Genomic DNA, 23,682 nt, shown 5'->3' with positions numbered 1-23,682 from the left:
TATATTTTTTGCTGGTGTATTAATTAGTTTGTTGCAACACGTACACATATGTGTTGTTGGTACAGCCGGGGCTAAAGGTTAAAGTAAGTTGCCTTTTACCATTTACAATAGGGTATGTAAATGCTGTTGACAATGGCTCGGCCCCCGCAGCAGTAAATGTTATTTTAAACGGATACATGGGGTCGTCAAGCGCGAAGGCACCATCCTTGTTCACTATGAACGGCAGCTTATCTATCAATTTGTAAGTACCGTTTTGAAACTGGATCCTGAACTGACTAAAATCAACCAGGCCGGCCAGGTCAGTACCGTTACGGGTTGCCTTAATAACCTGCCAGCTTCCGCTTATGTCCTTTAGCGCTTCCTGCTTTGGAAACACCTTTTCTGTTTTGCAGGATGCGGCCATTAGCACCACAACAAGCAGCAAAAGTATTCTTTTTATAGTATGATTATTTTTCATTAAATTATGTATAAACATTAATAACCAGGGTTTTGGATCATTTCGGGCGATTTAGCTACCTCTGCCTGTGGTAAAGGCCATAAGTACATTGCCGGGCGGAAGTTGCGCTTACGCACATCAAAAATTTTGTAAGTAACGTTACTGCCATCGCGGTTTACCTCCATGCCTTTGGTTTGGATGTTATCGGTTTGTTCGGCAATTTTCCAACGGCGTACATCCCAAAAACGGTGCTCTTCAAAGGCAAGCTCAATACGGCGCTCATTTTGGATCACCTGGCGCATTTCCGTTTGGCTTAAGCCCGAGGGTAATTTAAACGGCGACAAGCCTGCTCTCTCCCTTATCGATTCAACTGCCTGGTACACTGTAGCATCAGGCCCGCTATATTCATTAGCCGCCTCGGCATAGTTTAGTAATACTTCGGCGTAGCGTATCAAAGGCAAACACCTTTCTGTACGGTGCATAAAATCATTAGCAACCGCGTTTGGCGATAACATTTTGTTAGTGTAATACCCTGTTGATGTGCCAACGTGTACCGCATCAGGCCCGGTTTTTAAGTTATTGTAATTGCCCTGAAAGATATTCACCGGAGAAAAGCCCGATATAAGCCTGTTTTGCATAGGCGTTTGATCGCGCACTACAGTATAATCTAACCGGGGATCGCGGCCTGCATATGGGTTTTGCGGGTTATAGCCCGAAGATGGGTCGGTAATTGGTTTACCGTTCCTCATCGGGAAAGCATCAACCAGCCCCTGTAAAGGGAAGGCACCATTTTTACCTGTACGCGATGGCGGCTGGAATAAGTTTTCCAGGTCCACGTTATCATTCGGCCTCATTAACTGGAAAATATACTCGGTATTATATCGCTTGGTAAACAGGTCGCGGAAACCAACACCGGGGGTAGAATTATCGGTGTTTAACGAGTAAGCGCCAAGGCCAATTACTGCAGCAGCCGCATCTCTTGCAATTCTCCATCTTTCTAAACTATATTCTTTGTAGCCTACTAATTCAACGTTTTTAATGTCTTTTAATGGAGATTGGTTAAATAACGGGCTTGCAGCATATAGCAATACGCGAGATTTCAGCGCTAAGCACGCCCCTTTAGATGCCCTGCCGTAGTTTACGCCACTCTGTGCATTTGGCAGGTCCTGGGCTGCAAGGTCACATTCGGCCAGAATGTAGTTAACACATTCCTCGTATGTATTACGCGCGGCCGGTATTTTATCGGTATAGTTATATATACTATCGCCAACCAGATGCACCCCGCCATAATGTTTTAATAAAATAGCGTAATACCACGCCCTTAAAAAATGCGCTTCGGCTGTCATTTGTGTTTTAACAAAGGCTACTATGGGTGCTTTGGGCAAATTTTTAAGCAGCTGGTTAACCGCCCTAATATTGTTGTATGAAGTTTTATAAGCATCATCGGTAATTACAGCAGCATTAACAGTACCCGTTTCCCAGGCTAAAGCTGTAGAACCGCCCGAGCTAAAAACCTCTGCCTCGTCTGACGAGGCATCAAGCCCGCCGTTAGGCGTTTGATGGAATATGTCCGGCCCGTAAGTAAAACGGCTTGCAGACGCGCTAAACCCAACATTTGCATAAATGCCGGCCAAAAAACGTACCGTATTGGCACTATCTTTAAAAACGGTTTCTTCTGTTAAGTTAGATGTGGTTGTTTGCCCCAGGAAACCGTCCTTTTTGCACGATGCAAGTAAAAACAGCGCCAGAAAGAAGGAATAAGCAACCACCTGAAAGTAAATTTTTCTCATACTATAAGGTTAAAACATTAAAGGCGCAAAAGCCCCCGATATTGTAGTTAGCCGTAAAATCGTTTTAGCATTAGCAATGACTACTCCGAACTTAACTGCCTTAAAATTTAATAATTGGTTATAACTGTTGGTTTATAATTATGTGCTAATATAACTCATAAAAACGATTTAGCAAAGTTTTTATGATATTTTTTTTATTTTGACAAAAAACGCTCCGCGCGTTCATATATTTAACATTTTAATAAGTTTTATAGCCGAACTTAACAATGTTTTTAAAAGTATGGCACCCGGTTACTTTTGGTTATTAAAATATCTGCTAAAAAACAACGCCTGGTAGTTTACAGAGTTACCCCAATACTCCCATGTATGGCCACCCGGCCTAACCGTGTAATCATGCGGGATTTTCCGTTCAATTAATTTTTCATGTAACTCCTGGTTGCCGCTATACATGGCGTCGTCATAGCCGCAATCAAATGTTAGGGCGAGTGCATTAGGTTTTATTAAATGTATAAGGCTAACAACACAATGTTGTTCCCAAACATCTGGATGTTCGCTGTATTTACCCAAAACCTGCTCTATGCCATAACTATCGGCAAATTGGCGTATATCAACCACCCCGCTCATGCTGCCCGCGGCACCAAATACATCCTGGTGCTTAAAGGCCAAAAAGAATGCGCCGTGGCCGCCCATGCTAAGGCCTGTAATGGCCCTGCCCTTTCTATTGGCTATAGTAGCATAATGTTTATCTATGTAACTAACCAGTTCGTTTGCCACGTAGGTTTCGTACATCCACTCCTTGTTCATTGGGCTATCAAAGTACCAGCCGGCAAAATTGCCGTCGGGACAAACTATAAGCATATGGTAGGTATCGGCCAGTTTGGCAATAGCCGGTATTTTTTTGATCCAGTCGCTATAATTTCCGCTAAACCCATGCAATAAATACATTACCGGGTATTTTTTTGCAGCAGAATAGTCGGCAGGTTTTATAACTACCGCTTTCATATCTTTATTCATGGCTGCACTATGGGTTAAGGCGGTATCAACCGTACCGGCGGTTGCTTTTAGCCAAAACGAACCGGCGCAGATCAATAGAAGTGTACTAAGCTTTTTTGTGTGCATTTTATAGTAGTATTATTTTGAGGCGACAATCTGTATACGGTGGGTTTGCGGTTTGTTAATAGCGTAGATCTGGTCAGTTAGTACGTCCATTTGTTTTTGCCATGCGTCGCGCACATTTTTATAGCGGGCACGTGTATAATTATCTTTATTGCCGTTCACAAAAATATCTTTCAAGGCGTACTTTTTAACCGTATCCATAGCCGCGTTATTATCTTTATATAATAATCCCTTACCTTTTAAAAGGTCATATTCCATCCACATGTAGTTACGCAGGCGGCGTTCGATCTCCCAACGTTCTTCGTTCAATTCACGAATTTGGATAGCCTGCTGGTATTGCGGCGTAGTGGTTATTTCGGCAAGGTTTATCCCGTTTGAAAACTCCGTTGCCGACCAGCTACCCATGCGCTCGCCATCTATTAAAAGATCGTAACGGCCGTTTGACAGGTTTTTTACAGTTAACATTTCGCGGTTAAACTCATCATTAAAGGGTACTACCTTTAAAGCGTCGGATTGCTTTTTGATGTTACCCCAACCGCGCGGAATGGTATCCAGCGGATAAGGCAAAGATTTTGACAGATAATTAAAGGATAATGATTTGGCACTACCCACTAAATTTAAAACCGTGCAGTTTGCAGCCTTTAGCACCTTTTTGTTTGAGGCGTTGATATTAACGTCGGCCACTACCTTGTTGCTTAGCCCCTGTGTTTTTAGAAATATATAGGCCATTACCAGGTGCCCGTTATTATCCGGGTGGATGCGATCACTTGGGGTTAAACTAAATGTGCTGTCTTTTAACTGCTCACGTTTGTTAATGGCATCCATTGGGTGAAAGAAATCTACAAAGTCCCAGCCATTCTTCCTGGCCGATTCCTGCTGATGGGCTATTACTTTTGCAAGGGCTTCGCCTTTGTGCGGGTAAATATTTTTCTTGGTAAATTTTGTTGTTTCGTCATACGGCGAGCCGCCAATCAAGATCTTACGGATCCCGGTTTGCTTTTTCAATTTCTGTTCGAGATCAGCGTATGTTTTATAGCTGTTTACCAGGCGCTTATCAATAAAGTCTTGCGCATCGCTGCGGTACCATTCAAAATACCCGGTATCGTTCATTCCCCAGGTAAGGGTTAGTACGGTAGGTTTTCTTGCAATTGCGTCAGCGTCAATACGTGCTGCTATCTGGTTAATATCGTCGCCGCCAATACCTACGTTATAACAAGTCATACGTTGGTTGGGGAAATGCGTCATATAATATAGCCAGATGTAGGAGTGGTAATGGCCCCCATCGGTAATGCTATTCCCTACAAAGGCAATACGATCGCCGGTTTTAAAAGGTGCTATTTGCTGCGCTTTAACGGTAGATTTTAAACCCAACGCGGTAAATAATATGGCAGCAAACGCAAAACGTTTTGTTGCCGATGTTGATCTGATATGGTTATTCACTTTCTTGTTAATCGATTTAGTTGTTAGTCAGTATTGAATATTTCTAAGATTTTTAATTGATTTTAGACCAGCTTTTAATGCGGTACCTGATCTGTTTGTAATTGCCCGAACGCTTGATCTTTCCCTTACCATTTTCCCAGCTGAGGCTTATGGTATTATACGCACCCTTTTCAAAATTGAAGGACAGGCCGTCGTCCTCAAAAAGATTTGCTGTTTTGGCATTAGCGCCATATACTTTGCAATCTACATCAAACACGGTGGCAGCGTTAGTAAACTGCACAGGCTTAGCTAATGGTAAAATTGCACCTTCTTTAATAAAAATAGGAAGTTGGTCTACCTTATTGGTGATGGTATATTCCTTGCCACCAGCGTATTTTTGATCAGTATTATAATCGTACCAGTTACCGGCAGGCAAATAAACCTTGCGCTGGTTGGCGTCGCCCGTAAGCGGTGCAGCCAACACGCTTTCGCCTATCATATATTCGTTATCGATGTTGTATACATTCTTATCTGCCGGATAATCTACCACCAGCGCCCTGAACGGCGGCACTCCTTTAAACTTGTATTGGGCGAAGGCATTGTATAGGTAAGGTATAAAGCTCATCCTAAAGTTGAGCAATTGTTTAACTGTTGCTTCAACTTCTTTAGCATCAGCCATAAATTCGTTGCGGTTATTTTTTTGTTTATCAAACTGCAGCCACGGCGGGTTTTGCAAATACCAGCTATTAAATAAGGTTTGTGCCGATAATACCGCGGTTTGTGTGCGCCTTAACAATTCTGTAGAAGAAGATGATTCCCTTACCTCGGGCGACCATAGCAATCCCGAAAACCCGGCATTGGGTATCATCTGGATATAATTTTGATGCCCGTAGATATCGCTGTATAAAGATGCAGCGTAAGATGATGCAAAGGCGTTAGACGATCTTACATCCAATAATGTGCGGGTGTTATTTTCCCGGAACATCTTCAACATTGTTTTTTGATACAGCAAGCCGAATAACTGGTGCATCTGCTCACCATCAATGCCCGACGGGAACTCGCTCAACTCAGGAAAACTCCAGGTAGCATCGCCTGTGGTAAGATTTGAGTTGTCGCACTCATCCAGCTTAAAACCGCTTATCCCTTTATCAGCAAAAGTGGTTTTATGATACGCCGCAAATTGGTTGCGTGTATTCTCGGCAGCAAAATCGGGCACCAAACCGTTCCACACCGCGTAGTTACCGGATGCATTTTTCAAGGGGCTGTACAGCGGGCTTTTCTCATTCACAAACGCGTGCTCCCACAGATTGATATGAAAGTTGTTGTTCTTTAAACTATCGATCAGGTTTTGCGGATTGGGGAATAGCTTATTGTTCCAAACATACGAGCAGCTATAAGCGGCCGTTTGCCATTGCGGTTCGAGGCCTAAAACATCGCAAGGGATCTGGTTATCTCTAAAATAGTTGGCCATTTTATAAACCTGCCCGGCATTAAAATCGGCCTTTACCCTATATTTCACACCCAAAGCCCAAAGTGGCGGAATAACGCCACCACCCGAAAATAGATTATAACGCTGAATAGCGGTACGCAAATCGGGGCCTTCAAAAACAAATATCTCCGCGCCTTTTGCACCTGGTATATCAATTGTTACATAACTGCCTGCCGCATTATTGCTGTACAATTCATTGGTAGACTGGGCATTTTTAGGACCGTTTGAAGTAAGCCCGCCTTTAACTTTCTCGGTTGTGCCGCAGTAGAATGTAGTATAGCGGGACGTGTTGATAAGAATGCCGTAGCCACCTGTAGAAACATAGTAGGGCATTGGGGCATGGCTGTAACCTACGTCGTTCAACGGATTATCATTTACAATCGGCCTTTTACGCAACCCGCGCTGGTTAAACGAGCCTATTTGCATACCAAAGCCGTAAAGCTGCTCGCTATCCTGTAGCGGAATTTCTACTACAGTGCCACGCCCGGTTACATGAATTCTAATGTCACCTACTTTAAAGGGAATGCTCCCTGCCGGTAAATTCAAGAGGGCTTTGCTATCCGGCGGTGCCGCACAAAAGCTGTAGGGCGAAAATTTATCGGGCACACCAAACGAGATCTTTTTTACCCCTGATGCGGCATCAGCTAACTGCAATTGCTGCGCAAAGCACATCATTGCAAGCAGGTTAAAAATTATTAAAAGAGTAAGGTAACGTTTGGTTTTCATAGGCTGTTAATTTACAATCCCCCAATTTTTGTTTGGCTGAGCGCCCATGGTTAACTCCAGGGTACCGCCAGCCGCTACATCTTTGTAATCGAGGTAACATTTGTTATACGCTCGGCCATTTAGCTTCGCGCTTTGAATGTAAATATTTGCAGCCGAATTATTCTTAGCAACTATTGTAAATGATTGTCCTTTGGCATATTTAGGGTCGAGCTTTAAGGTAACTTTATCAAAAACAGGGCTTGTGATCTCCTGACGGGTATCGCCCGGGGTTACCGGATGCAAGCCTGCTGCTGCCAAAACGTACCAGGCCGACATTTGGCCAACATCCTCATTCCCCACTAACCCTTCAACCGAATTTTTATAGGCACGGCGGCAGATCTCGCGCGTCCATTTTTGGGTAAGCCATGGTTGGCTTAAACGGTTATACAAAAACGGGACATGATGCACAGGTTCGTTAGCATGGTTATAGTAATCGTTCCACATCATGTTATCTGGCGTTTTGGCAAACAGGTTATCCAGGTCGGCTAATACTTTTTCTTTGCCGCCCATTAGCTTTACCATTCCATCCACATCATGCGGTACAAACCATCCCTGCTGGTAAGGGTTGGTCTCAAAGGTGCCGTACCATTGTGTCATCCGGCCAGAATCCGGCCAGGCAACCCATTTACCGGTTTCATCTTTAGGGCGGAACCATCCTTTATCCTCATCAAAAATGTTTTGGTATGATAAACTGCGGGCGGCGTATTTTTGCTCGTCTGCCGGATGATTTAACCATTTGGCTAATTGCGAAACGCACCATTCGTTATAAGCATACTCTAAAGTTTGGGCTATGCCTATACCGCCCGGGGTATAGCCTTTCTCCCCATTACCAAATTTTTCTACCGAACCTACCGAGAGCGCATAAGCCTTATTCACATCATAATTACGAATGCCTTTTGCATAAGCATCGGCAAAAACGGATGTCATGGGGTTGCCCAGCATACAGCCGGTATAGGCATTTAACAGTTCCCAACGCTCAAAATAATTCTTCTGCTTTTGATCGGCCAGTGTCACCATCGAGTTCATCAGATCGTTCACCAATGATGGATTAATGATGGTTTGCAGAGGCATCTGGCTGCGGAAAACATCCCAACCGCTAAAAATTGTGCGTTTTTTAAACGCTGTAGTGTAATGTGCTTTGCCATCACCTCCGGGATATTTGCCGTCTACATCGCTGATGATGCGCGGGTCTATCATGGTATGATACAGCGCGGTGTAAAACACTGTCTTTTGATCTGTAGTCCCGCCTTGTATGTTTACTTTGGCTAAAGCCTTATCCCATAAGGCCACGGCACGCTGATAGGTAGCTTCAAAGTTCCAGTCTTTGATTTCGGTCAGCAGGTTATTTTTTGCACCGGCAATACTTACGAATGAAATCCCCGATTTCATCAGCACCTGCTCGCCTGCTTTGGTGGCAAATTGCGTATAAAAACCAAGGTGTTTGCCCTGCTTTTCTTTAATACCCTTTAAAATGGCCGCGCTGGCTATCCTATCCTGGTACTTATCGCTGCCAACCTCTTCGCGCTTGCGCACCCAGTCGTTAGGTATATCGGCACTCCAAACGCCAAAATCCTTTAGCGGCTTACTAAATTTGGCATAAAAATAAACCATATAATCTGCATGACCATCGCCATTACCCCAGCCCCCGCCGTCAGGCGTACACTTCATCCAGCCTTGTATGGTATAATTATCAACCACCTTTACATATTGCAAGATTGAGGTACCTCCTACCCTGCGCGCAAGATCTATCTGGATGCGCGACTGATCATTTTTTGGGAAGGTGAAACGCAGCATACCGCTGTGCGGAGCGGCTGTCATTTCGGCTTTGATATTATAGTCGGTTAGTTGGGTGCTGTAATAGCCTGCCGAAGCCTTTTCGGTTTTTTTATCGTATTGAGAACGGTAGCCGCCTTCGGGATGAGCTATGGTTCCGGCTTTTGTTTTTAGCCTGCCTGTGGTTGGCAGCACCAGGAAGTTACCCAGATCTCCGTACCACCCAATGCCGCTCATTTGAGTAAATGCAAACCCTTCGATGCTTTTTTGTTCGTAACTGTAACCTGAGCCATTATCGCCCCCTGTAATGGTATTTGGGCTTACCTGCACCATACCATAAGGCGTGGTTGCACCCGGGAAAGTTTTACCAAGGCCGTGGTAAACCCCTGCATCGGCAGTACTGGTACTGGCACCTATAAAAGGGTTAACGTATTTTGCCAGGTTTTGCGCATAAATGGGTTGCACCGCGGCAAGGCCGAGCGCAACACTTGCTGCAAAGTATTTTTTTATATAACGAAACATTGTTAGAGCATAATTTGGTTGCCCGAAATTATAAGGCAAATAGCTTTAATACTATTTCCTATTCCTGCCATCAAATTTCAGAGATGATGAGGTTTAAAATCCGGTTGTTATTAATTGGTATTAATACGCCAAATTATGGAAGAAAAAACGATTTAGCAAATTTTAGGAATTTTTTTTATAAACTACGCTATTGCTTTAAACCGCGTGCATTAACTAAACGGATGGTACGGAAGCCAAATTTTGGCATAGTTACATTTACTCTCGTACCGCCATTTTTTGTTTCGGAAGCAGCAAGCGCTTGTTTAACCCTGCCATCCAACTCACATAAAACAACTTTATCAGCCTGGCAATTAATAGTAACCGTGCTGTTTTTATTATCAACACCTACATTAAACAGGCGCACGATCAAATCCTTGCCGTCAAAATTTAGGGCAGAGATTTCATATCCGGTGGGTACTGTAATTAACGACCTGACAGCTAATTCTGGAGCAGACGAATTTGTTGATACCAGTAGCGGCTCATTCCAATTGGTACTTTGCTGTTGAATAGCGGCCTTGTCCCATTTACCTGCATGCGGTACCAGTGCATAATTAATGGTTGTTGGGCCGGTAATAGTATGGTCGCGGTTCCATAAGCCCATGCCCGAGTATTGGATGTTTAGCCCCAAAGGAAAATCCTCGCCATGCGCATAACTGGTGGTATGATCGGTAAATAAGGCCATGCCGTATTTATTATCTCTATCGGTAACGTCTACCCAGTTTAAAATAACATTGTTTTTAATGCTGTCCCAACGGGTAAAAAAGGTATTCTTCAACTTGCTTTCTGTAACATCAAATGGGGCATTCTTGTAAACTTTTTGCTGCGCGAGGCTAAGCGGGAAATAAGCCAGCAATTTTTCGCGGTCGTTGTAAAAGGCCTTTTTAGGATTATCGAGCCTGTAGGTGTTTGGCAAGGTTGGCTGACCTATACCAGGGTTGCCCTTCCAGTTAATAGTTATCCTGAGCTCAATACGTGGCTGCCCCTGTGCTACGGTAAGTAATTGGGTACAATCGCTGCCATTAATAGTACCCTTTATAGCGAGTTTTATTTGCAGCGGGCCTTGCTCCAAGATCTCGACTTTTGCCGGATTGTCAGTAGTAGATTTGAACCCGCCTTCGTTGTAAAAATTACCCCTAAGTTCGTTAAAGGCACGCGCGTTATTCTGATCTACAAATTCTTTGTTATTTAAGGCTTTGGCTACAATGCTCTTTACAGCTCCCCCCCGTGCAGGGTCGATAATTATTTTATACAGATCGGTTTCGAGCACATACTTTCCGTCTACTAAGGCAATTGCTGCCCCTTTTGCTGTTGCCGGTGCCTGTTCTTTTATGCTGTAAACAGCATATCCCATAGGTGGCACCTGCGCATTAAAAAGGATTTTAGTTTTATCGCCATTTAACTGTGCCGGCACGGGAATGCCTTTATTATTAAAAACCACGTACTGTTTGCCGCCAGCGGGGATGTTAACAGAAACCGTTTCGTTACGGGCCACCCCCGTAGTGTTGTAAACGGTAATATATTTGCCATCGCCGCTTTTGTTTATGGCGCTAACCGCCCCGCTAATTATGCTATCGCAAATGGCATTGGTGCTGGCTGTCCAATTCGTTACTTTATCTGCCCATGTATCGCCTTTTTTTCCATTGTAGGGTACTATCCAGCAATCGTGGTGTTGAGACAGCATCAATGTGCGCCATGCCGAATCGAGCTGGGCCTGCGGCCACATATACCCTGCATATAACCGGGCCATGGCCGCCATTTTTTCGGCTTGGGCCAATTTATTTTCAGACACCCGTACTTCCCGGGCTATTTGCTGCATAACCTGCGAACCCCAAACCAGGCTTACCTGTATGTCTTCCTGCGATAGCTTCCAGTCCTGGCGCGCGTCGTTTTTTGCTATGTTGCCAAAGTAATTGCGCCATGTGGTGTAAATGCTGGTTATACCGTTTTTTACACCCTTGCCTATAAATGGGCCGTTCTTCCACCCGGCATCCTGCAGGGTCATCCCAACCGGGTGCTGCATACCGGCTGCAAAGGCGGCATTAACGTATTGGGGCGAATTATTCCAGGCTATCGTTTGCCATGTAGATTTTTGCGCAAAATCCTCGCCCTCATATCGGGGAGATGTGATAATGGCGCTGCCATCGGGCCCTATCCAGTTTACCAGTTCGCCACGGTGACCGCGGGTATAGCCGCCCCAGCAGGTATTAGGGTTTTTTAATGACGCGTATTTAAACCCGAACGATTTTAAGATCTGCGGTAATGCGCTTGTAAAACAAGGTTCTTCTGAGGAGTAAGTGCTAAACACAGCCGTTGGAAAATGTTGTTTTACCAGGCCTATACCGTAACTAAACTGCCGGATAATGCTCTCGCCGGATATGTTATAATTATAGCTTTGCGCATAAGCTGGGTTTACATACTCGATACGCCCATTAACGGATTGATCTGCAAACAATGCCTTAAAATCGGCATATGCAGCCGGGTCTACCGCCCGTGCCCTCGCCCAGGTTTCGGGTTCCAGCTCAATGTTTATTTTCCATTTAGGTTTGCTCTTGAGCAGGTCGGCCATGAAGCGGGTGTTCCAATCGGGGTAATGGCCCCAGATCCCGCCATGATAACCATCAATATAATATGCCGTTTGAGCCAACGCATTGTTGCCGATAAATAATGCCCCGGCGGCTGTTGCAATAAATTTTACGATCTTATTTTTGAGTGAGTACATGCTGGTTTGTGTTAGCCGCCAGTATCTCTACTTTGCGGGCCACCGGGCGGTTTATAAGGTAAATTTGATTGGTGAGCAGGTCCATTTCTTTTTGCCATGCATTACGCACGGTTTTAAAGCGAGCCTTGTAATATGTATTGAGCACGGCACCTACAAAAAAATCTTTTTGAGCGTAGCGCTGTACCGAATCTATAGTTGCCTCGCCATCATTATGCAGCAAGCCATGTGGTTTTAATATCGAATAATGCAGCCACCAATACTCGCGCAGGCGGCGTTCTATTGCCCAGCGCTCTTCATTTAAGTGCATTACGGCAAGGGCTTGCTGGTATTGCGGGGTGGTTTTTACCTCGGCCAGGTTAACACCTTTTTGCAGCTGGCTGGCTGGCCAGGTTCCTATTAGCTTTCCGTCGATCTTTACGGCATAATTGTTCCCCGGCAGGTTTTGTACCTGTAATATCTCCTGGTTAAATTCCTGCTGAAAAGGGACCAGTTTTAGCCCATCTGCTTGTGAGCGCCCCTGTTTACCAATATTTTGTACAATAGTGTCTATAGGGTAAGGCAAAGCGTTTGCTTTATAAGTATAGCTCACCTCATTTTTGGTAGATACCAAGTTTGTTATTACACAATTCTCGCTTTTTACAGCTGCATTTTTTTCGAGGTTGATATTAACAGCGGCAACTTTTTTATTTGCAAAGCCTTGTGCCTTTAAAAATAAGTAGGCCATTACCATGTGGCCATCTACGGTTGGGTGGATCCTGTCGAAACTTTGCATCGAAAAGGTAGAATCGTGCAGTTGTTGCTGCTCGTTTATGGTTATCATAGGTTTGCTAAAATCTACAAACTCCCATGCGTTTGCCTTAGCCGCATCTTTTTGAAAACTTACAATGCGCTGCATAGCCTCATTTTTATTGAAAATAATGCCCGGCTTAATTTTAGCAGTACCATCATAGGGCGACGAGCCTATCATGATATTACGCACGCCGGGGTGTGCCTTCAAGTGTTTCTGTATCTCTAAAAAGCTATTGTAGGATGCAGCCACTTTTATCTTGTAATTTGAATCGGCCTTAGCGCCGGTAAGCCATTGGTACCCCGTGTCATTCATGCCGAAGGTTAACGTTACCACTGTTGGGTGCTTATCAAATACATCCTCCTGCAAGCGTTCATCAATTTGTCTGGCAACATCGCCGCCTATGCCGGCGTTAATAAAATCTACCCGTGTATAAGGCATGCGAGTCATATAATACAACCATATGTAAGAATGGTAATGGCCGCCATCAGTAATACTGTTACCTACAAAGGCCACTTTATCCCCCGCCTTAAATGGCTTTACCTGCTGCGCATGAACAAGAAATGATTGTGCAAAGCAAAGAATTACAGCAAGTAGCCTGAATATATAGTTGGACATTTAAAATCGTTTTAGCGACAAGTTGTAAAAGTATATAAAGCTTTTGTAATTAACTAAATCAATTTAGCAAAATTGAAAAATTATACTATCTGCTATACCCTAAAAAACAAAAACGCCTTGAAAATTAATTCAAGGCGTTTTATGTAACTAAGTTGGTTTGATCCTCTTTAGCTCTTTATAAATGCTAACAGATCTTTATTAATAGTAGCCGCCTCGGTTGTTGGCATGCCGTGAGGGAAACCAGGGTAGGTTATAAGTTTACCATTCTTAACCAGTTTCGCCGCTTTTAGAGCGGTAAGTTCATACGGAACAATCTGGTCGTCTTCGCCATGTAAAATAAGAACCGGTACGTCAACACTTTTAAGATCTTCAGTAAAATCTGTTTCCGAAAAAGCCTTTACACAATCATAATGCGCTTTAATACCGCCCATCATTCCCTGTCGCCACCAATTATCCCTCACCCCTTGCGATACCTTGGCGCCTTCGCGGTTAAAGCCATAAAATGGCATTGTAAAATCCTGGAAGTATTGCGGCCTGTTATAAGCCGTCCCCTGGCGTATCTCATCAAAAATTTCCATTGGTATACCATCAGGGTTACTGTCGCTTTTGGCCATGGTTGGCGTAACAGCGCTTATTAGAACAGCTTTTGCAACACGCCCTTTACCATATTTGGCAACGTAACGGATCACTTCGCCGCCGCCGGTAGAGTGGCCAACATGTATGGCATCTTTTAAATCAAGTGCCGCTGTTAGTTCGGCTACATCAGCCGCGTAGGTCTCCATATCATTCCCTACTGCTGTTTGGCTCGACCGGCCGTGACCGCGGCGGTCATGGGCTATTACGCGGTATCCTTGCTCCAGGAAAAACATCATCTGGCCGTCCCAATCATCACCGGATAGTGGCCAGCCATGATGGAAAACGATAGGTTGCCCTGTTCCCCAATCCTTGTAATAAATTTCGGTTCCGTCTTTTACTTTGATCGTGCTCATTTTTAAATTTTTTTAAGGTGATTGATGTAGATAAATGTCCAAAGCCCTAAGGGCAATTCTTTTTTCATTTGGCTAATTATCCAAGTGTACTTTGGACACATAAATATACTATACAAACACCAACAACCATATTTTAATTACCTACAATTGCTCAAAAAATAATATTAATTGACAATATCGCTTAATCTGCCATCTCAATGTTGTGCTTAAAAAGATGGCATTTCTTATTGCTATCTTTGTGGCTATAATTAATACTTATGAAGCACGAAGAAGTGGTTGCAGCCCTAAAGGTTATTGCCGAAAAAGGCATGGCCATAAACATAGCCAAGCCCGACCTGCAAGACCTCAAAAAATATAACCTTATAGAAATTGGCAAAGGCGAAGAAACCAAACGTTCGCCGGCGTGTACGCTTACTAAAAAGGGCCGGGTGATGCTTAAGGCTAACCTGCCTAAGCCGGATAAAGCTAATGAGGCAGAAACTGGGGCCAACGAAATAACCGATTGATACCTTTGCGCTATTTTTTTCACATCGGTTATCACGGCACAAATTACAGCGGGTGGCAAATTACGCCCAATGGTATTGGCGTACAACAAATTCTTGAGCAGGCTTTAAGCCGTATTTTTAAACGGCCAATTCATATAGTAGGATGCGGACGTACCGACGCCCATGTGCATGCTAGTCAGTTCTTTTTTCACCTGGACATTAATGAGCCCTGGGACTTTGACCTCGTGTTCCGCTTAAATAATGTTTTGCCAGACGATATTGCAGTTTTCGACATTATCCCGGTTGATGATAAGCATCACGCCCGTTTTGGCGCCACCTCCCGCAGTTACGATTATTTTATCCACTCGTATAAGGATCCCTTCTTAAGTCGGTTTAGTTCGATGTATATCGTAGATAACTGGGATGTTGACAGTATGGGCCGCGCCGCGAAACTGCTTTTAAATTATAACGATTACCGTGCTTTTTGTAAAATGCCCGACAGGAACCTGCACAACCTTTGTGAAATAAGCGAAGCAGGGTTTTTTATAAACGATGCCGGCGACAGGCTGCGCTTCCGCATATCAGCAAACCGTTTCCTGGGTAAAATGGTGCGCATTATTACCGGTAAGCTTATTGATATTGGCAGCGGCAAATTAAGTGTTGATGAATTTGAATCTTACCTGATAGACCCTCAACTTCCACAGGTTATTAAACCGGCCTACCCGCAAGGCTTATACCTTAGCAAGGTTACATATCCATACCTAAATATACCGGCTCGCAGCAAATTTACGCATATACTTGCCGATTATTCAATGCAGAACAGACCATAATTAAATTGAAACATCACTATAATTAAAATGCCGCCTATTGTTTAGCGGGCGGCATTTTAATCAAGAGATTTATGATGTTAGTTTGCTGTGAAGGTAAAACTATGTATCACTACTTCTACGCTTTGTCCGTTTGATGGGGCAAGGCCATTGTAGCACCATAGGTTTAGCAATACCGGCATGCTTTTATTGCTGATAGATGTGCCGGGGCTGTTGAATGTTTTGGTGAGGAACAGGTTGGTATCACCATTCTGGAAACCATACAAGCTTTTAAACACTACGCTGGTTGCCGTGCGTTTAAAGCGATGGGTGCTGTATGTGCCCCCCGGTAGAGAAAACTCCTGCGAGTAACTTGCCGGTGCAGGCGCATCGCCCACTTTAGGGAAAATGGTGTAGTTTAAGTTTGGCCATGCCGAGTTTCCCCATCTTGCAAACTCAATATCTATCTCGTCGCGGCCATCAATGCCCGAGTAATCAAACAAGCCTAAAACAATATTCTTATCGAGGTTGGCAATTGGTCCGTCAATTTGCCATTGGTAAGTACCATACCCAAAGTTGGTGGTGCTTGAAATTTCGGCACACTCCCAATGGTTGTTTGACGGGTTTTTAGAAACCCTTAAGTGCAGCCACCCGTTGGCATCAACCCAAACGTTGTTACCACTCCAGTAGTTGGGGCCGGGCCCCTGCGTTCCGGTTGGTGCTTTAACATTCCAGGTGTACCCGCTCCAGGAAATGGTGGCCTGGTCGCGTTGGCTGCCCTGTGTTACAGAAGCGGTGCTCTCGGGGGCTTTTGCGCTTTGCGGTGCAATAGTCGCCGTTTTTTCTTTGGTACATGCCGCCGCAAATAGCGCTGCAAATACAATGCAATAGATTTTTTTCATGGTTATGAATGATTTAAAGGGTGAAAAATTCAAATGCAAAAAAATCAGAACATGCAAACCAATATCGTTTACACCGGCACTTTGCGTTATTTATAAGTTTAATACATTGCTTTGCAAGGCAAACAATATTATATTGATTAACTTATATTTAATACTTTTTCTAACAAGTGCAGCAATGCAGATGCTTTTACCAATAGTTTTTAAATTATTTTTTAATGTCTAAATACTTATCCCAATTGTTTAATAAGTGTAACGTATACACCTTTGTATGTACGCGCTTAAAACTCCTTACAAATAACTGACCCAATAAATTTTGCACCTTGATGCTTAAGAGTACTTTTGTATTATTAACTGAATTATCCGCGTAGATAAACACGCATGGCTGAAAACTCACTGGTACGCCGCCTTGGCCTTGCACAAGCCACCGCGATAAATATGACCGATATGGTTGGCATAGGCCCGTTTATAACATTGCCAATGGTTATCAGCATGATGAACGGGCCATATTTTTTATATGCCTGGCTTGCCGGCGCACTCCTCTCCTTTATTGATGCCATGGTTTGGAGCGAGCTGGGCGCTGCATTCCCCATGGCGGGAGGATCATACAATTTCCTGAAAGAAACCTATGGCAAAAATGGCCCGGGCAAGCTCATGAGTTTTTTATTTGTGTGGCAAACCATGATACAGGCCCCGCTGGTTATTGCTTCGGCGGCCATTGGTTTCGCGTCTTATTTTTCGTACCTCTTCCCGCTAAATAACATTGAAGCTAAGATGATGAGCGGCGGTGTAGTAATATGCATTGTAGCATTGTTGTACCGCAAAATAGAATCGATAGGTAAAATAAGCGTGATGCTTTGGGTAGGCGTTTTGCTTACCATGGTGTGGATAATAGCCGGAGGTTTGGCACATGGCAATTTCTTATCCCCCATTAAACACATTAATGATAGTTTAACGGTAAACTACGCCTTTGTGGCAGGGATTGGCTTTGCCAGTGTAAAAAGCGTTTACAGCTATTTAGGCTACTATAACGTTTGCCATTTAGGTGGCGAAATTGTTAACCCTTCCAAAAACATACCAAAGAGTATGTTTATTTCAATAGCGGGTATTGCCATACTTTATATGCTCATGAATGTAAGCGTTGTAAGTGTGATACCCTGGCAACACGCTAAAGACAGTAAGTTTGTTGTAAGCGAATTTATGGAGCAATTATCCGGCGATACTTCGGCAAAAATTGTTACCTGCTTGATACTATTGGTCGCGTTCTCTTCGGTGTTTTCGGCTACACTGGGCTATAGCCGTATCCCCTACGCGGCAGCTGCCGACGGCGCATTTTTTAAGGTGTTTGCAAAGTTGCACCCCACCGGTAATTTCCCATATGTATCGTTGCTGTTCCTGGGCGGGGTGGCATTCGTTTTTAGCTTGTTGTTTAAACTGAGTGACGTGATCAGCGCTATATTGGCAATGCGGATACTCATCCAGTTTATATCGCAGGCTTTAGGCTTATACCTGCTGCGCCGAAAAAAAAGTGAGACCAACTTCCCCTATAAAATGCCCTTGTTCCCTATACCTATCTTTTTGGCGATATTGATGTGGGTGGCCATATTAATATCAACGGGCTTCCACATGGTATTGGGTGGGTTAAGCGCTATTGCTTTAGGTACTGTGGTTTACCTCATCAAAGCCAATATGAAAAAAGAATGGCCCTTTAAACCGGTTAATTATAAACCGTAAAAAGCTACGGCGTTTTTTCCCCAGAATAATTCCTGCTCGTTTTGGGCTAAACTGTTAATATAGCTTTCCACACTTTTTATCACCCCTGCGTAACCGCCAGCTAAGTTACATACCGGCCAGTCGGAGCCAAACATCACGCGTTTAGGCCCAAATGCGTTAAAGACTACATCAAGGTAAGGTATAAAATCCTCGGCTTTCCAACCGGTCCAATCGGCCTCGGTTACCATCCCCGATATTTTGCAGGATACATTAGGATGGCTTGCGATCGCCTGTATATTTTTATCCCACCCCTTTATATCACCAGCCTTTATGTTTGGTTTGGCAAGATGATCTACCACAAACCGCTGTTGGGGGAAAGCCTTAACAAATGTTTTAGCGTAAGGCAAGTGGTTTTGCTTTATCAGGAGATCATAAGTGCAATTATATTTATTTAGCAGGCTAATGCCATGCATAAATTGTTTATTCAGCATATATTGCTCGTCAGGTTCAGCTTGCAGGATGTGGCGGAAACCTTTTATAAGTTTTATATCACTATAGTATGCTAACCGCTCCTCTATATCTCGCGCGTTAAAATCTACCCAACCTACAATACCTTTTATAAAATTGTGCTTTTCGGCCAATCCCAATAAAAAGTCATTTTCCGCTTCCGATTGATCGGCCTGCACAGCTACACATCCTGAAATGTTGTATTCCGGTAATATCGGTTCTACATCATTTGGCAGCAGGTCGCGCTGAATAACTTTTAGGTCATCAGTTATCCAGGCATCTTTTACAGGGTGATATTTCCAAAAATGCTGATGGGTATCAATTTTTAACATGGCTTGTATCGATACCTCCCAATATCGAAATAATAAGGCAAAAAAAATCCCCCAATAAGCCTCACCTAAATCCTCTCCAAAGGAGAGGACTTTGTTGTCCCTCTCCTTTGGAGAAAGGTTTGAAATAGGATCCTTATTTGGTTATCAAATTATACAGTTCGTCCAGTTTGGGCGTAAGCACAATTTCAATTCGCCTGTTCTTAGAAAGCGCTTCGGGTGTATTGGCGGTATCGATAGGTTGAAACTCGCCTTTACCTGTAGCGGTTAAACGTTTAGGATCTATATTTTCGGTCTCGGTAAGGTAACGGGTTACCGATGTGGCACGCAACACGCTAAGGTCCCAGTTATCTTTTATCTGGCCAAGGTTTTTTATCTTCTTGTTATCTGTATGGCCTTCAACGGCAATGTTAATATCGGCTTCTTTGTTAAGCACCGCGGCCAATTGTTTAAGGGCTTGCTTACCCTTTTCATCAATCACAATACTGCCCGAAGGGAATAACAACTTATCTGTCAACGATACATATACCTTGCCGTTGCGGATATCGACCGTTAAGCCGCTTTGCTGAAAACCCAGCAGGGCTTTTTGCAGCTTATCTTTCAACGCATTAGTAGCTTCATCGCGCTTGCGCAATATTTCTTCTACCTCCTTAAGGCGCGCTTCGCGTTTTTGCAGATCTGTAGATAGCTGGGTTACTTTTGATGAACTCGCGTTGTAATTTTTGTCGAGCGCGTTATACTTATCGTTAAGGCCGCTATAATTACCTTTTAGCGTGGCCAGTTCCTGGCGTATGCGGGAGGTATCGGCTATCAGCTTTGATACTTGTTCTTCTAACGTGGCTGTGCGGGTAGCTAATGAATCGCGCTCGGCCAGCAAGGCCTTATGCTTTTTGGGCGACATAACCACACATGATTGCAACGCAGACGCAAACAGGGCTATTATAAGCAGATGTTTAAGTTTCATATTATATAGGGTTTAAGGGTACTAAGCAATCGCATTCTTCAGGAACACATTCAGCGGGTATAATTTACTGCATATATCCACAATATCCTGTGCCGCACTTGCAGCCATCACTTCTTTATCTTTTAATTGGTGTGCTACTATAAAACTCTTTAGTTTTAGCAGGTCGATGTTTTCGTTATCGGCATCGTAACCTTTGGGAGTGGTTTTTAGCTGGTCCTGTTTCCTGAAATCGCCAAATAGCTTCACAAACTTTTTATTGTCAATTATCTTTTTCAGGTCGGCCGCGTTGTAATCGATTTCCTGGCGGATAGCTTTCAGATGTGCGGCTTCTGGCATCCAGTAACCACCGGCTATAAATGATTTTCCCGGCTGTATCTGCAGGTAATATTCTACCCCACCCAGCTTAGAACCTAATGTTGGTAAACTAATGCCAAAATTATTTTTGTAAGGTGTTTTGTTTTTGCTGAAGCGGATGTCGCGGTAAATACGCATCACGCATTTTTTGGGGTCGAGGTCGGCGCTAACGGTGGGGTCTATTTTGTGCAGTTTCTCAATCACACTCGCGGCAAACTCAACCATGTTTTCGCGTGCCTTGTCGTAACGCCCCTTATTAGCCTGAAACCACTCGCGGTTGTTATTATCAACAAGCTCTTTTAAAAAATCAAGCGTTTTAGCCTCTATCATTCAATAAAATCTATTTTACTTTTAGCACATAGCAATTCTACTATGAACTATGATCCATGAACAATTAACTAATTCAAATTAAGCTTTTGCGGATGTATGTTCAGATCAACATTTTTACGGCGATACTTTTTGTACCAGATATATCCTACCACTGCAACAGCCAGGTATGGCGCGGCCAGCAAATACATAATCCCGTTATTTAAGCCCTTGGTTTTATTATCGCCGCTTTTGCTGTTGGTTTCTACATTGGCGCTACACATAGCACACTGGGCACGGGCAGGCACAACGCTCATCACCATTAAACCAAAAGCTAATACGAAGTATAAATATTTTAACTTTTTCATGTTTTTAACCTTTAAAAGTGGTAGTAAGGTTTGATCATCAAATATACAACAACACCCGATAATGTAACGAACAACCATATAGGAAACGCCCATCTTACCAGTTTCTTATGTTTTACTACCTGCATTTGCAAACCACGGTAAAAGCTTAGCAATATTAAAGGCAAAACACCTGCTGCCAATATAATGTGTGGGATCAATAATGATAAATAGATAGTGCGTGAACTTCCTGCGGCTGCGCGCTCATCGCCAGATAAAATACCATCGCCATTAAGATCGCCATAGATGGTGTCGTGCTGCATCAGGTAATGGAACAGGATGTACGATACCAGGAATAACGACGACAAGCAGAACGTTAAAATATTTAACCTTTTGTGTACGGTTATATTACCCTGCTTAATAAAGTATAATGATGTTAACAGCAACACACTGCATGTACCGTTCAATATGGCATTAAGCAACGGCAAATAAGGTGTAAAGGCAGGTGGAGTTGCCGGGCCGGGTATAAGATGGCGGTTTAACACTATTACTACGGCAATAACAAATATGGTTACGCCGGCTACGAATCGGAATATGAATTTATCGGTCATTTTATTTGGGAGTCGAGAATCAAGACATTAGCGTCAAGATCCTGTTTTATTGTAATTGTTTGAGGCAAGCATCCCTGTCCTGTCTCTGATTTCTCATTCCTTAAGTCTAATAAAGTGCTTTATCAACCTTACGCAGCTCTTCTGCTATCAGCACTTTTATTTCGTCGTTAAGTTTGGTGATATCGGCTGCTGACGTGCCTGAGTAATACCCGCGGATGCGTTTTTCGGCATCTATTAGTATTAGTTTATCGCTATAGATAAAATCGTCGTTACCGGCTTGTACAGCGTTTACCAAAAAACCATTGCGTGCCAGGTTATAAGTGGTTGAAGTGTCACCCGAGAGAAATAACCATTTCCGGGTTTCCTCAAATCTACCCGCGTATTTTTTTAAAGCCTGCGGCGTATCGCGTGTTGGGTCAACCGTTATACTGGTAAAATATATCATGGGGTTTTTACGATAAGCATACACCAGTTCGCTTATGTTCTTATTTACTTCGTTACAAACACTTGGGCAGTTGGTATAAAAAAAACTGGCCACAAAAATCTTTTTATCAAAGTTTTTTAATGATACCTCTTTGCCGTTCTGATCGGTAAGTGTAAAGTTGTTTAGCTTATGATAAATGGTATCGGGTATGTAATTACCATGAAACTTGTGCCCTGTTTTAGCCACCTGTTTAGGCCCAAAAAACGACAGCGGTTTATACCTGTTCTTACCCTTTGCAGTTAGTAAATAATATAAAAATCCCGGTAGCGCTAATATGGCTACCAGGATCAATACTTTTTTCAAGAAAGAAGTGTTACGCATTATCCTATTTTCGGTCTCAGGTCTACCCAGTAGTGGCTTTCGTTGGTAAGCACCAATATTAAACCAATAATAAATAATATAGGTACAATGATGCTTAATGCTAAACCTATCTTCTCGAACTTTAAGTGCATAAAGTAAGCTACAATGTAAAATGCTTTTGCAAGTGTTAAAATTATATAGATGGGGTTAGCCCAATGCAAAGGCACTTTACCGGTAGGTACTAACCAAAGCGCTATAATAAACTCAATTACAGTAATACCTAAAAGTACCAGGAAAACCTGTACAATTTTTTTGCGGCTCATGCCTTCGCCATGCTCGTGGTCGTCGTGGTGAAGTTCTGTTGATTCTGATGACATATATTTATCAGTTAATTTTTTAAACTAAGTAAAAGAATGTAAATACAAATACCCATACAAGGTCTACAAAGTGCCAGTAAAGGCCTACTTTTTCTACCATTAAATAGCTGCCGCGTTTTTGGTAAGTACCGGCCAATACATTTATGGTAATAATGATATTGATGATAACCCCGCTAAATACGTGGAAACCGTGGAAACCTGTAATAGTGAAAAATAAATTTGCAAACTGTTGGGTATACGTGGTAGAAAGCGCATCGCCATGGCGGAAATACTCTCCTAATTCGTGAGGGATGCTGCCCCACCAAAAACCTTCGTGGTGCAGGTGGCTCCACTCAAGCGCCTGGCAACCCAGGAACATAAAACCACCAATAATAGTGGCTATCATCCATCCAACTACTTCTTTTTTAGCCATACGGTGACCGGCCTCTACAGCCAACACCATGGTAACAGAACTTAGGATAAGGATGAATGTCATTAAACCCACAAATACAAGTGGTGCGCCGTGGTTAATAGATGTACCCGGTACAGATTGGAAAATAAGATCGGCAGCAGGCCAGCTGTTTGAGCTGAAACGCAGCGCGCCATAGGCAATTAATAACGACGAAAAGGTAAAGGCATCTGATAACAGGAAGAACCACATCATCATTTTACCATACTCAACTTTAAACGGCGATCTGCCACCAGACCACGGCGTTGTCTTTACTTCATCAATAGGTGATACTTGTACACTCATGAGTTTTT

At 43.4% G+C, this 23,682-nt stretch carries 21 protein-coding genes; 3 read left to right on the top strand and 18 right to left on the bottom strand.

The genetic code is table 11. From position 1 onward, the window contains the following. Positions 1-19: 19 nt before the first annotated feature. The 9 genes from ACFQZI_RS01640 to ACFQZI_RS01600 all read right to left on the bottom strand — a co-directional run bounded on the left by ACFQZI_RS01640 (position 20) and on the right by ACFQZI_RS01600 (position 14,462). Positions 20-457: a DUF5004 domain-containing protein gene (locus ACFQZI_RS01640; RefSeq protein ID WP_377137713.1), complete on the bottom strand. Its 438-nt coding sequence runs from the start codon at positions 455-457 to the stop codon at positions 20-22. Positions 458-474: 17 nt separating this feature from the next. Further along, on the bottom strand, positions 475-2,226 hold the full coding sequence (locus tag ACFQZI_RS01635; RefSeq protein WP_377137711.1) for a RagB/SusD family nutrient uptake outer membrane protein: 1,752 nt from the start codon (positions 2,224-2,226) through the stop codon (positions 475-477). A gap of 291 nt (positions 2,227-2,517) precedes the next feature. Beyond that, entirely contained in the window at positions 2,518-3,345 is an 828-nt protein-coding gene (locus ACFQZI_RS01630; protein ID WP_377137709.1) for an alpha/beta hydrolase, read from the bottom strand. A 12-nt stretch (positions 3,346-3,357) separates the two neighbouring features. Further along, positions 3,358-4,782, bottom strand: a complete 1,425-nt coding sequence (locus ACFQZI_RS01625) for an SGNH/GDSL hydrolase family protein (protein WP_377137707.1) — start codon at positions 4,780-4,782, stop codon at positions 3,358-3,360. A 52-nt stretch (positions 4,783-4,834) separates the two neighbouring features. Then, on the bottom strand, positions 4,835-6,976 hold the full coding sequence (locus tag ACFQZI_RS01620; protein ID WP_377137705.1) for a glycoside hydrolase family 31 protein: 2,142 nt from the start codon (positions 6,974-6,976) through the stop codon (positions 4,835-4,837). A gap of 6 nt (positions 6,977-6,982) precedes the next feature. Continuing rightward, the gene (locus ACFQZI_RS01615) at positions 6,983-9,310 is read right to left on the bottom strand and encodes a GH92 family glycosyl hydrolase (RefSeq protein ID WP_377137703.1); all 2,328 of its coding nucleotides are present in this window, start codon (positions 9,308-9,310) and stop codon (positions 6,983-6,985) included. 187 nt (positions 9,311-9,497) lie between these two features. Beyond that, the gene (locus tag ACFQZI_RS01610) at positions 9,498-12,068 is read right to left on the bottom strand and encodes a glycoside hydrolase family 38 C-terminal domain-containing protein (RefSeq protein WP_377137701.1); all 2,571 of its coding nucleotides are present in this window, start codon (positions 12,066-12,068) and stop codon (positions 9,498-9,500) included. Further along, on the bottom strand, positions 12,049-13,473 hold the full coding sequence (locus tag ACFQZI_RS01605) for an SGNH/GDSL hydrolase family protein (protein WP_377137699.1): 1,425 nt from the start codon (positions 13,471-13,473) through the stop codon (positions 12,049-12,051). Before ACFQZI_RS01605 ends, ACFQZI_RS01610 begins: the two co-directional genes overlap by 20 nt. A 167-nt stretch (positions 13,474-13,640) precedes the next feature. Then, positions 13,641-14,462 carry an alpha/beta fold hydrolase gene (locus ACFQZI_RS01600; protein ID WP_377137697.1) on the bottom strand — a complete coding sequence of 274 codons (822 nt, stop codon included), beginning with the start codon at positions 14,460-14,462 and terminating at the stop codon, positions 13,641-13,643. Positions 14,463-14,719: 257 nt separating this feature from the next. On the opposite strand from ACFQZI_RS01600, the gene ACFQZI_RS01595 reads away from it, so the two are divergent. Continuing rightward, on the top strand, positions 14,720-14,968 hold the full coding sequence (locus ACFQZI_RS01595) for a hypothetical protein (RefSeq protein ID WP_377137695.1): 249 nt from the start codon (positions 14,720-14,722) through the stop codon (positions 14,966-14,968). Between the two features lie 5 nt (positions 14,969-14,973). After that, on the top strand, positions 14,974-15,777 hold the full coding sequence (gene truA / locus ACFQZI_RS01590) for a tRNA pseudouridine(38-40) synthase TruA (RefSeq protein ID WP_377137693.1): 804 nt from the start codon (positions 14,974-14,976) through the stop codon (positions 15,775-15,777). A gap of 77 nt (positions 15,778-15,854) precedes the next feature. On the opposite strand, the gene ACFQZI_RS01585 is transcribed toward truA, so the two are convergent. Further along, positions 15,855-16,655 carry a glycoside hydrolase family 16 protein gene (locus ACFQZI_RS01585; protein WP_377137691.1) on the bottom strand — a complete coding sequence of 267 codons (801 nt, stop codon included), beginning with the start codon at positions 16,653-16,655 and terminating at the stop codon, positions 15,855-15,857. A 378-nt stretch (positions 16,656-17,033) separates the two neighbouring features. Between ACFQZI_RS01585 and ACFQZI_RS01580 the strand changes: the two genes are divergently transcribed. Further along, positions 17,034-18,386: an APC family permease gene (locus ACFQZI_RS01580; protein ID WP_377137689.1), complete on the top strand. Its 1,353-nt coding sequence runs from the start codon at positions 17,034-17,036 to the stop codon at positions 18,384-18,386. On the opposite strand, the gene ACFQZI_RS01575 is transcribed toward ACFQZI_RS01580, so the two are convergent. The 8 genes from ACFQZI_RS01575 to ACFQZI_RS01540 all read right to left on the bottom strand — a co-directional run bounded on the left by ACFQZI_RS01575 (position 18,374) and on the right by ACFQZI_RS01540 (position 23,674). After that, positions 18,374-19,204 (bottom strand): amidohydrolase family protein, encoded by an 831-nt coding sequence (locus tag ACFQZI_RS01575; RefSeq protein ID WP_377137687.1) that lies wholly within the window; start codon positions 19,202-19,204, stop codon positions 18,374-18,376. The genes ACFQZI_RS01580 and ACFQZI_RS01575 overlap by 13 nt on opposite strands. A gap of 133 nt (positions 19,205-19,337) precedes the next feature. Next, complete coding sequence (locus ACFQZI_RS01570) at positions 19,338-20,165, bottom strand: OmpA/MotB family protein (RefSeq protein ID WP_377137685.1); 828 nt, start codon at positions 20,163-20,165, stop codon at positions 19,338-19,340. A gap of 21 nt (positions 20,166-20,186) precedes the next feature. After that, positions 20,187-20,849, bottom strand: a complete 663-nt coding sequence (locus ACFQZI_RS01565; RefSeq protein ID WP_377137683.1) for a DUF2461 domain-containing protein — start codon at positions 20,847-20,849, stop codon at positions 20,187-20,189. Positions 20,850-20,917: 68 nt separating this feature from the next. Further along, positions 20,918-21,193, bottom strand: a complete 276-nt coding sequence (locus tag ACFQZI_RS01560; protein ID WP_377137681.1) for a hypothetical protein — start codon at positions 21,191-21,193, stop codon at positions 20,918-20,920. An 11-nt stretch (positions 21,194-21,204) separates the two neighbouring features. After that, complete coding sequence (locus tag ACFQZI_RS01555; RefSeq protein ID WP_377137679.1) at positions 21,205-21,780, bottom strand: DUF420 domain-containing protein; 576 nt, start codon at positions 21,778-21,780, stop codon at positions 21,205-21,207. A gap of 106 nt (positions 21,781-21,886) precedes the next feature. Further along, positions 21,887-22,567: an SCO family protein gene (locus tag ACFQZI_RS01550; protein ID WP_377137677.1), complete on the bottom strand. Its 681-nt coding sequence runs from the start codon at positions 22,565-22,567 to the stop codon at positions 21,887-21,889. 17 nt (positions 22,568-22,584) lie between these two features. Next, positions 22,585-22,941, bottom strand: coding sequence for a cytochrome C oxidase subunit IV family protein (locus ACFQZI_RS01545; protein ID WP_377137675.1), 357 nt, complete (start codon positions 22,939-22,941; stop codon positions 22,585-22,587). Between the two features lie 19 nt (positions 22,942-22,960). Continuing rightward, entirely contained in the window at positions 22,961-23,674 is a 714-nt protein-coding gene (locus ACFQZI_RS01540) for a cytochrome c oxidase subunit 3 (RefSeq protein WP_377137673.1), read from the bottom strand. Positions 23,675-23,682 lie beyond the last annotated feature (8 nt).

The sequence above is a fragment of the Mucilaginibacter lutimaris genome, from assembly GCF_042676625.1.
GTDB classification, from domain to species: domain Bacteria; phylum Bacteroidota; class Bacteroidia; order Sphingobacteriales; family Sphingobacteriaceae; genus Mucilaginibacter; species Mucilaginibacter lutimaris.
The sequence above is the reverse complement of the archived record's forward strand: the minus strand, read 5'-3'. Positions and strand labels throughout refer to the sequence as shown.

What these genes read in the sequence shown, in the direction of transcription:
- ACFQZI_RS01640 (WP_377137713.1), bottom strand. Translation starts at nt 457, where the DNA reads ATGAAAAATAATCATACTATAAAAAGAATACTTTTGCTGCTTGTTGTG.
- ACFQZI_RS01635 (WP_377137711.1), bottom strand. Translation starts at nt 2,226, where the DNA reads ATGAGAAAAATTTACTTTCAGGTGGTTGCTTATTCCTTCTTTCTGGCG.
- ACFQZI_RS01630 (WP_377137709.1), bottom strand. Translation starts at nt 3,345, where the DNA reads ATGCACACAAAAAAGCTTAGTACACTTCTATTGATCTGCGCCGGTTCG.
- ACFQZI_RS01620 (WP_377137705.1), bottom strand. Translation starts at nt 6,976, where the DNA reads ATGAAAACCAAACGTTACCTTACTCTTTTAATAATTTTTAACCTGCTT.
- ACFQZI_RS01615 (WP_377137703.1), bottom strand. Translation starts at nt 9,310, where the DNA reads ATGTTTCGTTATATAAAAAAATACTTTGCAGCAAGTGTTGCGCTCGGC.
- ACFQZI_RS01610 (WP_377137701.1), bottom strand. Translation starts at nt 12,068, where the DNA reads ATGTACTCACTCAAAAATAAGATCGTAAAATTTATTGCAACAGCCGCC.
- ACFQZI_RS01605 (WP_377137699.1), bottom strand. Translation starts at nt 13,473, where the DNA reads ATGTCCAACTATATATTCAGGCTACTTGCTGTAATTCTTTGCTTTGCA.
- ACFQZI_RS01600 (WP_377137697.1), bottom strand. Translation starts at nt 14,462, where the DNA reads ATGAGCACGATCAAAGTAAAAGACGGAACCGAAATTTATTACAAGGAT.
- ACFQZI_RS01595 (WP_377137695.1), top strand. Translation starts at nt 14,720, where the DNA reads ATGAAGCACGAAGAAGTGGTTGCAGCCCTAAAGGTTATTGCCGAAAAA.
- ACFQZI_RS01585 (WP_377137691.1), bottom strand. Translation starts at nt 16,655, where the DNA reads ATGAAAAAAATCTATTGCATTGTATTTGCAGCGCTATTTGCGGCGGCA.
- ACFQZI_RS01580 (WP_377137689.1), top strand. Translation starts at nt 17,034, where the DNA reads ATGGCTGAAAACTCACTGGTACGCCGCCTTGGCCTTGCACAAGCCACC.
- ACFQZI_RS01575 (WP_377137687.1), bottom strand. Translation starts at nt 19,204, where the DNA reads ATGTTAAAAATTGATACCCATCAGCATTTTTGGAAATATCACCCTGTA.
- ACFQZI_RS01570 (WP_377137685.1), bottom strand. Translation starts at nt 20,165, where the DNA reads ATGAAACTTAAACATCTGCTTATAATAGCCCTGTTTGCGTCTGCGTTG.
- ACFQZI_RS01565 (WP_377137683.1), bottom strand. Translation starts at nt 20,849, where the DNA reads ATGATAGAGGCTAAAACGCTTGATTTTTTAAAAGAGCTTGTTGATAAT.
- ACFQZI_RS01560 (WP_377137681.1), bottom strand. Translation starts at nt 21,193, where the DNA reads ATGAAAAAGTTAAAATATTTATACTTCGTATTAGCTTTTGGTTTAATG.
- ACFQZI_RS01555 (WP_377137679.1), bottom strand. Translation starts at nt 21,780, where the DNA reads ATGACCGATAAATTCATATTCCGATTCGTAGCCGGCGTAACCATATTT.
- ACFQZI_RS01545 (WP_377137675.1), bottom strand. Translation starts at nt 22,941, where the DNA reads ATGTCATCAGAATCAACAGAACTTCACCACGACGACCACGAGCATGGC.
- ACFQZI_RS01540 (WP_377137673.1), bottom strand. Translation starts at nt 23,674, where the DNA reads ATGAGTGTACAAGTATCACCTATTGATGAAGTAAAGACAACGCCGTGG.